Source organism: Microcoleus sp. A003_D6 (assembly GCF_036702825.1).
GTDB lineage: Bacteria > Cyanobacteriota > Cyanobacteriia > Cyanobacteriales > Microcoleaceae > Microcoleus.
The window spans coordinates 150582-159260 of sequence record NZ_JAUBWA010000002.1; the positions used below are offsets into that span (position 1 = coordinate 150582).

Sequence of the window (8679 nt, forward strand, 5' to 3'; positions counted from 1 at the left end):
ATCTAAAGAAATAATCAAACTCTTGTGGGGTGGGCTTCTAGCCCGCCCCAAATGTGCAATTTAAAGGCACAACAACTTATTACTTTAGCTACAAGCGTTTAACAAGTATCCACCGCAACTCCAACGGCGGTGTTTGTTGCACGGGAAATAAATCGCGCCCGCTGGCCCAACTGACAAACCAAGGTGTCGGCGGCCACGCAGAGTCAGGCAAATGTTTTTGTTCGTATTCAATCACCGATTCATCAGAAATAATTTCTAACGGCAAACCCTCGATTGCTGCTTGCAATTCTTGTCTAGTAATCAGATAAGACCAACACAATTCAGACATTTGTTTGGCCATCTCATCGGGTTCGTACCCATCGACAGCTAAGAAAGTGCTGAATAGTATAAAGCCGCCGCTTAAAACAGCATCTGACATTTTGCCGAGGAAAAGACGAATTTGTTCGGGGTAGCGGAAGTGGGAGAGAACTTCGGTAGCAATGGCTAATTTGTACCGATAAGTTTTCATCCTCAATAATGGATCTAAAACATCGCCTTGGGTGACATTTATCGATAAGTTTTCGGCGATGGCTGCGGATGATAGTTTTTCGGCAAATATGGGCGTTAGCTCGATCGCATCTACGGAATGGCCTAACCTTGCTAAAGGCAGACTATTGCGCCCTGGGCCCGCACCGACATCTAAAATAGGTGCTTTGCCCGGTTCGCCTAATTCAGCGGCAGTGGCGATAACTTTGGCATCGGGATGGCTGCCGAATAAAGGTTCGGGGCGAATATCCGGCCAGCTATGATATTTCTGGGCCATCGATTCGACTTGAATCTTGGTATTCAGAGTAATGCCACCGGCTAAACCGGTTTGGGAATTGGCGGGAAAATAGGAGACTATTAGATTAGCGTGGGGGGAATTTTTGAATCCTTCGGCTAAGGCGTTGGCGATTAATGTTCGCAAGTTTTCGGCTTGGGCAGCGTCGATGTTTTGTCCGAGAATGTTTAAGAAGTCTGAGAGTAATTTAAGATAGTCGTCTAGCATCGATGGCAAGCAAGGCAGATAGAATTCTCCCTTGATGCCGATGCTCTTTTTGAGCCTTTCTTTGAGAATTAATTTCAGGCGATTGGAGTCTGTCAGCGGCGGGCCTGTTTCGGGTGATTCGCTGACTGGTAATTCGGGGACAGATGCGGCACTGGTGAGGTTTTTAGTCACAATATTTTTGATGGGATTCGGCAATAAGTGCGATCGCACCGAGCATAATCTTGTGCTCTTGCACCTGAATTCTCGCGTGCAGCGTTTCTGCGGTATCATCAGGTAATACTGGCACGGCAGCCTGCATTAAAATCGGCCCGCTGTCTACTTCTAAACGGGCGATATGCACCGTACATCCGGTGATTTTAACCTTAGCGGCTAGTGCTTGCTCGACGGCGCGAATTCCTGGGAAACTCGGCAGTAAGCTGGGGTGAATATTAATAACGCGATCGGGAAAAGCATCGAGCAAAACTTTGGTAACGATCCGCATCCAACCCGCCATTACTACCCATTCTACATCATATTCTTGAAAAGTTTTGACAATTTTTGTATCTAATTCTTCGCGGCTTTTGCAGTCGCGGTGATTGAGCAAAATCGAGGAAATCCCGTATTTTTCTGCTCTGGCTGCGGCTTTGGCTTCGGGGTTGTTGTAAATTAATACTGGGATTTGAGCGTTGAGTTGTTGGTTTTGGATGGCTTGGGCAATTACCTCGAAGTTGCTGCCGCTTCCTGATGCTAAAACTCCTAATTTTAATGGAGGATGGGCCGGAGCGATTGAACTTTGACCAATCTCAGGAGAAATCAGGCAGGCATTGGAATTAACAGATACTGGATTAGCGGTCATAAGTAGAAGTCATTAGTCATTGGTCATCAGTCATTAGTCATTGGTCATCAGTCATCAGTCATCAGCAAGAAGACATACAGAGAAAGCTTTTTAGCGATCCGTATTTTACCTTTAATTAGGTGGAGCCACTTAAATGCTATCAAAAATATTCACTTAGATTCTACAACAATATTCTCAAAAAACTCTTCCCTGAGAATCGAATAAATTTTGAGATCCCAATATTTGCCTTTCACAAATATCTGCTGTCGCAAGATCCCTTCCAATTGCATCCCCACTTTTTCCATCACCCTCGCCGAAGCAATATTGTTAACCTCACATCGAGCCACAATTCGATTCAGCAGCATCTCCCGAAAGCCGAATTCAATAATTGCATTGACAGCCTCGCTCATGTATCCTTCGCCCCAATATCTCCGAGAAAGTGCGTAGCCAATTTCCGCGCGGCTGTGCGTCATGCTCCATTCTACAAATCCGCAAGTGCCGATAAATTTTTTCTCTGCTTTGTGGACGATTCCCCAATCTACAAGCTCTCGTCTTTTGTACATTTTAGTAATTGATCTGAGAAAGTATCTAGTGTCTTCGATCGAGGTGTGAGTTGACCACATTGTGTATTCTGATACTTCGGGGTTTGAGGCATATTCAAACATATCGCTGGCATCGTTTAAAGTGATTTTTCTGAGCAGCAGTCTTTCTGTTTCTATAGTGGGTAAGTTGGCTAATATATCGAGAAGATTCATTGTGACATTGACCTAGATTATGATACCATTTAAAACTAAAAGCTAAAATTTACAAGCCAATGGTTCCGATTAAATTTGGGCGTTTTAACTGGTTGGACAATGATACGATCGCAGCTTGGACTTTTCTGGCCCCGGCTTTGCTGTTTCTGGGTACTTTTTTGATTTGGCCGATCGCCTATTTATTTTACCTCAGCTTTACCAGCGGCAGCTTTACCCAGTCGGGAGTGCGTTTGGTTGGCTTGAACAACTACTGGCGCCTAGTCACAAACCCGGATTTTTGGCAAGTTCTCCAAAACACGCTCTATTTTACTACTGCGACAGTCATTCCCAGTTTAGTGATTCCATTGGGCTTAGCAGTTTTGTTAAATCGCTCGTTTGCTTGGCGCGGAGTTCTCCGCACCGCTTATTTTATCCCTTCGATTACCTCTTTAGTTGCAGTTGGCTTGGGTTGGCGGTGGTTGTTTCAAACCGATGGCCCGGTGAATAATGCGCTAATGGCGATCGGCATAAATCCAATTCCGTGGCTTAGCAGCACAATTTGGGCAATGCCAGTGATAATTCTGCTCAGTGTTTGGAAACAATTAGGCTTTAATATGGTAGTATTTTTAGCAGGATTGCAAGCAATTCCGGTAAATCGTTACGAAGCTGCCCAATTGGATGGAGCTAATGCTTGGCAGCAATTTTTGTACATCACTTTACCCGGTTTGCGGCCGACTTTAGTATTTGCTACCGTCACTACAGCTATTTTTACTCTGCGGAGTTTCGAGCAAGTTTACGTCATCACCGGCGGCGGCCCTTTGAACTCTACTAATTTGCTAGTTTATTATATTTACGATCAAGCTTTTTCGCAATTTGATTTTGGCTATGCAGCCGCTGCTGCAACTTTTCTGATGGCTGTAGCTTTGATATTAGTTTATGTTCAGCTTCGAGTTTGGGGCGAAGATTCTTAATCTCATGTCCGGTAGCATCCTTTGTGTATGGGCGGGGCGGGTTTACGAGATTGTTTGTTTTAGTCATAGATAGTTGGTAAAACCAGCCCCTACGATCGCGCAAATTATACAATTAACCATGCCCAATGCCCAATGCCCAATTACCAATTCCCAATTTTATACTCCATGTGCTCTGCTGTTTGTTCGGCTTGTGCTGTGCCCAAAAGCTTGCCGACAACGTGCAAAGACATATCAATTCCCGCAGCAATTCCCCCAGAAGTGATGATTTTGCCGTTATCGACAAAGCGCTGATTTTCGATAATAGTTGTGTTGGGAGCTAATTCTCTCAACAAATCTAACGCCCGATGGTGTGTAGTTGCTGCCAATCCTTCCAACAAGCCAGCTTTTGCCAAAAGCAGCGAACCCGTACAGACAGAAAGCACTAATTCTGCTGTTTGCGAACAATCTTTTATCCAGTTGATAACTGCTGAATTATCGATTAACTTTCTCGTGCCTTTTCCCCCAGGTACAATTAAAATATCCGGTGGGGGACAATCGGAAATGGTGCAGTCGGGATTTACGCTCAAACCGTTGCGGGCGCTGATAGCACCGGGATGTTCGGCTACGGTAGAGACTGCAAAAGGTCGTGAATCGTTATTTAATTCTGAATTTAATTCTGATGTCACCGAAAACACTTCAAAAGGGCCTGCAAAGTCTAGTACCTCGACATCATCGAACATTAAAATAGCTACGTTCCTAGTTGGCATAATATCTACTTTTGATAGAGGTCAAAAATCTCGACGATTTGTTATCGTAGAAGCGGTATAATTTAAATTATTAAAACTATGCCGAAAAATATTCGCCATCGCGCCATAAAAATCTGTCTTTTGTGTCTGGCTTGCGCCTTAGCAATTGCTGTTTCGCCAATTTTTACGCCCGCTCAATCGACGACTCAATTAGAGTTTCGCATTACTCAATTAGAAAGTCAAATTTCCGAACTCAGGGGACAAATCTACAGTTTGCAAAATCAAGGTTCTGGAGTGACGCGGCCTCAGTCTCCGAACCGTCCGGGTTCTGGTCGCACAAATGCTAGAATGCTGTCGGGAGACCCGATGTTTGACAATTTAGCAACTTTGGCAATTGAAACTAAGCAAGATGTGATCAAAATTCAAGAGCGGTTGTCAAAGCTAGAAGCGTCGAGAAATCGCTAGTTATTGGTCAGAAGGAAGAGGGAAGAAGGAAGAGGGAAGAAGGAAGAGGGAAGACGCAAGAAGGACGAGGAAGAATTATGAGGAAGAATGACGAGGGAAGAATGACGAGGGAAATAGTCAGAAGGAAAAGCGCAGTAGTAAAAAGGAAAAAGTCTCCCCCTTTCCCACTCTCCCCCTTTCCCGCTCTCCCACTCTCCCACTCTCCCACTCTCCCCCTCCCCCACTCTCCCCGTCTCCGACTTTGAGCCACCCAAAAGCAGCGTCTGCTAAAAGTCAACTTGCAGAACTATTCAATGATATGGAAATAATAGGCTGCAACCAGAAAATTGATCGCTAACAGCCCCAAAAACCAGGCCGCGCGAAAGGGGTAAGGGAATTTGCCCGTTTTCATCACGGAGTCGGATTTTAATTGGTTCTTTGCTATCTCTGCCATAATTCAAGCTCCTAATTCATAAGTCACTGTATTCACAAATAGCAGAGAGCGTCGCATATTTGCACAATCCTTTAGTGTTATTTTTTGTAACTAGGAGTTTATACCGAGTTGAATTCAGATGAATTTCAATCGCTCGCTCCGGCGTGGTAGGAACTGCGGACGAGAGGCCCCGATCGCACGCGCTCAAACCCCATCTCCCGGGCGATCGATCCGAAACGGTCAAATTCGGCTGGCGTCCAGTATTTACGCACTGGGAGGTGTTCTAGAGATGGTCTCATGTATTGACCGAGGGTGAGCCGATCGCACTTGGCATCCCGCAAATCGGCCATCGCTTCGACAATCTCGGTTTCGGTTTCCCCGTGCCCCAACATCAAACCCGATTTTGTGGGAATAGTTGGGTCAAATTGCTTGACAATACGCAGAACGCCGATCGAGCGATCGTACTTGGCCCCCCGGCGCACCGGCCCTTGCAACCGGCGCACCGTCTCAATATTGTGGTTGTAACAAGCCGGTTTAGCCTCCACCACCGTGCGAATCCGCTCTCGCTGCAACTCATCGAGCCCGGAATTCTCCCCCTCAGAACTCCTCCCCGTTCCCCCCCAAAAATCCGGCGTCAGTACCTCAACTTCAGTATCCGGGTTCAAAAGGCGGATTTGGGCGATCGTCCTGGCAAACCAACCCGCACCCCCATCCGGCAAGTCGTCCCTCGCCACCGAAGTCAGCACCGCATAGCGCAAACCCAAAAGACTGACTGCTTCCGCCACCTTTTGCGGTTCCTCCGGGTCGAGGGGCATCGGAGAATGACCTTTATCTACTTGACAAAAAGCACAAGCGCGGGTGCAAGTCGGCCCCATCAACAAAAAAGTCGCCGTTTTTTGGGCGTAGCACTCGCCCCGGTTGGGACATCTGCCCTCCTCGCAAATCGTGTGAATTTGCCGCTGTTTGATAATTTTTTGCACTTCGGAAAGTTCGCTAGCTTTGCCGATGGGGCGGCGCAACCACTCCGGCATCGCCTCGATTTCACCCCGCATTTGGGCGGCAACTGCTTTGACTGTAGGAGTTTGAGGAGTTTGGGGCGACATATAATTAAGTGGCGATCGAGTTAATATATTCGATCGTATCCGAAATCAAAGTTGCTGAACTTGTAGCAGTCTCACCCGAAATCAGAATCGCGCCTCCGGTGCAGCAAAACTAAAATCGCCTAGAATTCTGGGTAGAATTCTGTTAGGGATATACTAAAGGTTGCGAATCATCACTCATTACTGAAGGAGTCAGTCGTGGCTGGTCAAAAAATCTTGGTAATCGATGACAGTAAAGTCATCCGCGTCCGAGTCCGAGAGATGTTGCCTCAAGGTAACTTTGAAGTTCTAGAAGCAAAAGACGGCGAAGAGGGACTCAAACTGATCCGTCAAGCCCGACCGAATCTAATTATGTTAGATTTCCTACTGCCCAAAGTCAGCGGTTGGGAAGTGTATCAAAAAGTGCAAGCCCATCCCGAGCTTTCCAAAATACCTTTGGTGATCATGTCGGGCCGCGAAGAAGAGGTGATGGAGAAAATTCCGAAACCCTTTGAGAAGCATTTTTTTGCATTCATCGCCAAACCCTTTGAGAAGAAGCAGCTAACCGAGGCGATCAAATCGGCGATGGTACTGGCCAAAAAGAAACCAGTACCGGAAGCCCCAGCCGCCGCCGCTGCTGCACCCAGCTCCGGAGCGGGGGCCGGCGACATTCAGGCGATGACTGAGAAAATGGCGAAAATGCAAGCGGAAATTGATGCACTCAAGAAACAAATGACTCAGGTGATTACGATCATCAAGCAGAAATTGAAATAATTTTGCTGTCTTTTGAAGGCACTTATGTAGAAGGCACTTATGTAGGAGGAAACTTCCACACCGTGAAATTTTCTCGCTTTGGATCGATGGGTTCGCTGGTATCCGCAATTTTTGGCAAAATTGGTTGAGCGAGTGCGATCGCCCACAAACAGTCTGCAACTGGTTTCTCACTCATCCCAGTGAGACAATCAATTAAAAGTTAAAAATCAAATAAGGGAGGAAATTAATTATTAATTTATAGTATGATTTTTAATTCCCGCTCGTTCCCTCCTCAACAATCAACTCCTCAGTCTCATTTTTTTGGTTAATGACTAACGACTATTCCGATTTTTTGCCTCAACTGCGTGCCTCAACTGAGCAATTATTGAAAAGATTAGACTGCTTCGATCGAGCACAGGTATTAGCGATCGGAGATTTGACCTTGGACGAGTTTCTTACCGGACAAGTAGAGCGAATTTCCCGCGAAGCACCTGTGTTGATTTTGCGCTACGAAAATACTCAGCAACTACCCGGAGGTGGCGCAAATGCTGTCTACAATTTAGCCAAACTGGGAGGCAAAGTAAAAGTTGCTGGTTTGGTGGGAAAAGACGACCAGGGAAAGGCTTTGTGCGGTATTTTTGAGGCGGCGGGAATTGATACGGCTGGGATTTTAATCGATTCGCAGCGTCCAACAGTCACGAAAACTCGAATTTCCGGGCACGCGCGGCAGTCGGTGACTCAGCAAATTGTCCGAGTCGATCGCAAATCGGACGAGTTGCCGGATTTAGACTTGCAGTTGCAACTGGCAGACTACATCCGGCAGCAAATCCCGACTGTCGATGCCGTGGTTTGTTCCGACTACGGCGACGGAGTTTTGACTCGTTTGGCGATCGAATCGGCAGTGGTTCCCGGCAAAACAATTGTAGACGCTCAAACAAATTTGCAGCGATATTCTGGAGCCATGTTATTTACTCCGAACTTGCCAGAAGCCGAGCAAGCAGTCGGCTATGCTATCAAAAAGCCTGAAACTTTAATGCAAGCAGGACGCGATTTGTTGAACTTAACTCAAGCTCAAAAAATCCTGATTACTCGCGGCGAAGAAGGGATGACTTTGTTTGAAAGAGCGAACGGCGAAGAAATTAAAAATTCACCCCCTCCCACATCCATTTGTGAAAAGGGGGAATTTGCCATTCAAAGCTGGGACATTCCCCCTTTTAACAAGACTGATGTCTTCGACGTAACCGGTGCTGGAGATACAGTCGTAGCAGCAATGACTTTAGCTTTATGCGTCGGTGCATCCGGTTGGGAAGCGGCAGTTTTGGGAAATTTGGCGGCTAGCATTGTCGTGCGTCAATTCGGTACGGCAACGACGACAGCAGAAGAAATGAAAGCAGCTTTGAAAACGATGGTTTATGAGTAGTTAATCGATTTTCGATTTTCGATTGACTCCACAGTGCGATCGCATTTTGTAGGGTGCGTCGCGGTGAGATTTTTGATGGAACATCGGAGATTTGTGAAGGCGACGCACCTTAATATTATGTGGTGCGTCGCTAGGTCATTTTGTAGGGTGCGTCGCGGTGAGATTTTTGATGGAACATCGGAGATTTGTGAAGGCGACGCACCTTAATATTATGTGGTGCGTCGCTAGGTCATTTTGTAGGGTGCGTCGCGGTGAGATTTTTGATGGAACATCGGAGAT

Annotated in this window: 11 protein-coding genes; 4 read left to right on the plus strand and 7 right to left on the minus strand. The window is 46.5% G+C overall.

Annotation, left to right across the window (positions count from 1 at the left end; translation table 11 throughout):
- Positions 1-88: 88 nt before the first annotated feature.
- From QUB70_RS01460 to QUB70_RS01470, 3 genes are all read right to left on the minus strand, one after another.
- On the minus strand, positions 89-1198 hold the full coding sequence (locus tag QUB70_RS01460; RefSeq protein WP_332977958.1) for a class I SAM-dependent methyltransferase: 1110 nt from the start codon (positions 1196-1198) through the stop codon (positions 89-91).
- Positions 1191-1862, minus strand: a complete 672-nt coding sequence (gene purN, locus QUB70_RS01465) for a phosphoribosylglycinamide formyltransferase (protein WP_332977959.1) — start codon at positions 1860-1862, stop codon at positions 1191-1193. The genes QUB70_RS01460 and purN overlap by 8 nt, the downstream gene beginning before the upstream one ends.
- 149 nt (positions 1863-2011) lie before the next feature.
- Positions 2012-2596 carry a GNAT family N-acetyltransferase gene (locus QUB70_RS01470; protein ID WP_332977960.1) on the minus strand — a complete coding sequence of 195 codons (585 nt, stop codon included), beginning with the start codon at positions 2594-2596 and terminating at the stop codon, positions 2012-2014.
- 59 nt (positions 2597-2655) lie between these two features.
- On the opposite strand from QUB70_RS01470, the gene QUB70_RS01475 reads away from it, so the two are divergent.
- On the plus strand, positions 2656-3546 hold the full coding sequence (locus tag QUB70_RS01475) for a carbohydrate ABC transporter permease (protein WP_332977961.1): 891 nt from the start codon (positions 2656-2658) through the stop codon (positions 3544-3546).
- 140 nt (positions 3547-3686) lie between these two features.
- Here the strand turns inward: QUB70_RS01475 and QUB70_RS01480 are convergent, their stop codons facing one another.
- On the minus strand, positions 3687-4292 hold the full coding sequence (locus tag QUB70_RS01480; RefSeq protein ID WP_332977962.1) for a DJ-1/PfpI family protein: 606 nt from the start codon (positions 4290-4292) through the stop codon (positions 3687-3689).
- 78 nt (positions 4293-4370) lie between these two features.
- Between QUB70_RS01480 and QUB70_RS01485 the strand changes: the two genes are divergently transcribed.
- Positions 4371-4736, plus strand: coding sequence for a hypothetical protein (locus QUB70_RS01485; protein ID WP_332977963.1), 366 nt, complete (start codon positions 4371-4373; stop codon positions 4734-4736).
- A 286-nt stretch (positions 4737-5022) separates the two neighbouring features.
- On the opposite strand, the gene QUB70_RS01490 is transcribed toward QUB70_RS01485, so the two are convergent.
- Both QUB70_RS01490 and lipA read right to left on the minus strand, forming a co-directional pair.
- Positions 5023-5169: a photosystem I protein PsaX gene (locus QUB70_RS01490; protein ID WP_332977964.1), complete on the minus strand. Its 147-nt coding sequence runs from the start codon at positions 5167-5169 to the stop codon at positions 5023-5025.
- Positions 5170-5294: 125 nt separating this feature from the next.
- Positions 5295-6251: a lipoyl synthase gene (lipA, locus tag QUB70_RS01495; protein WP_332977965.1), complete on the minus strand. Its 957-nt coding sequence runs from the start codon at positions 6249-6251 to the stop codon at positions 5295-5297.
- A 195-nt stretch (positions 6252-6446) separates the two neighbouring features.
- On the opposite strand from lipA, the gene QUB70_RS01500 reads away from it, so the two are divergent.
- A complete protein-coding gene (locus QUB70_RS01500) occupies positions 6447-7001 on the plus strand; it encodes a response regulator (protein WP_332977966.1) in 555 nt (184 codons plus the stop codon).
- Between the two features lie 37 nt (positions 7002-7038).
- Here the strand turns inward: QUB70_RS01500 and QUB70_RS01505 are convergent, their stop codons facing one another.
- The gene (locus tag QUB70_RS01505) at positions 7039-7176 is read right to left on the minus strand and encodes a hypothetical protein (protein ID WP_332977967.1); all 138 of its coding nucleotides are present in this window, start codon (positions 7174-7176) and stop codon (positions 7039-7041) included.
- 132 nt (positions 7177-7308) lie between these two features.
- On the opposite strand from QUB70_RS01505, the gene QUB70_RS01510 reads away from it, so the two are divergent.
- Complete coding sequence (locus QUB70_RS01510) at positions 7309-8400, plus strand: bifunctional heptose 7-phosphate kinase/heptose 1-phosphate adenyltransferase (protein ID WP_332977968.1); 1092 nt, start codon at positions 7309-7311, stop codon at positions 8398-8400.
- Positions 8401-8679: the final 279 nt, after the last annotated feature.

What these genes read in the sequence shown, in the direction of transcription:
- purN (WP_332977959.1), bottom strand. Translation starts at nt 1,862, where the DNA reads ATGACCGCTAATCCAGTATCTGTTAATTCCAATGCCTGCCTGATTTCT.
- QUB70_RS01470 (WP_332977960.1), bottom strand. Translation starts at nt 2,596, where the DNA reads ATGAATCTTCTCGATATATTAGCCAACTTACCCACTATAGAAACAGAA.
- QUB70_RS01475 (WP_332977961.1), top strand. Translation starts at nt 2,656, where the DNA reads ATGGTTCCGATTAAATTTGGGCGTTTTAACTGGTTGGACAATGATACG.
- QUB70_RS01480 (WP_332977962.1), bottom strand. Translation starts at nt 4,292, where the DNA reads ATGCCAACTAGGAACGTAGCTATTTTAATGTTCGATGATGTCGAGGTA.
- QUB70_RS01485 (WP_332977963.1), top strand. Translation starts at nt 4,371, where the DNA reads ATGCCGAAAAATATTCGCCATCGCGCCATAAAAATCTGTCTTTTGTGT.
- QUB70_RS01490 (WP_332977964.1), bottom strand. Translation starts at nt 5,169, where the DNA reads ATGGCAGAGATAGCAAAGAACCAATTAAAATCCGACTCCGTGATGAAA.
- lipA (WP_332977965.1), bottom strand. Translation starts at nt 6,251, where the DNA reads ATGTCGCCCCAAACTCCTCAAACTCCTACAGTCAAAGCAGTTGCCGCC.
- QUB70_RS01505 (WP_332977967.1), bottom strand. Translation starts at nt 7,176, where the DNA reads ATGAGTGAGAAACCAGTTGCAGACTGTTTGTGGGCGATCGCACTCGCT.
- QUB70_RS01510 (WP_332977968.1), top strand. Translation starts at nt 7,309, where the DNA reads ATGACTAACGACTATTCCGATTTTTTGCCTCAACTGCGTGCCTCAACT.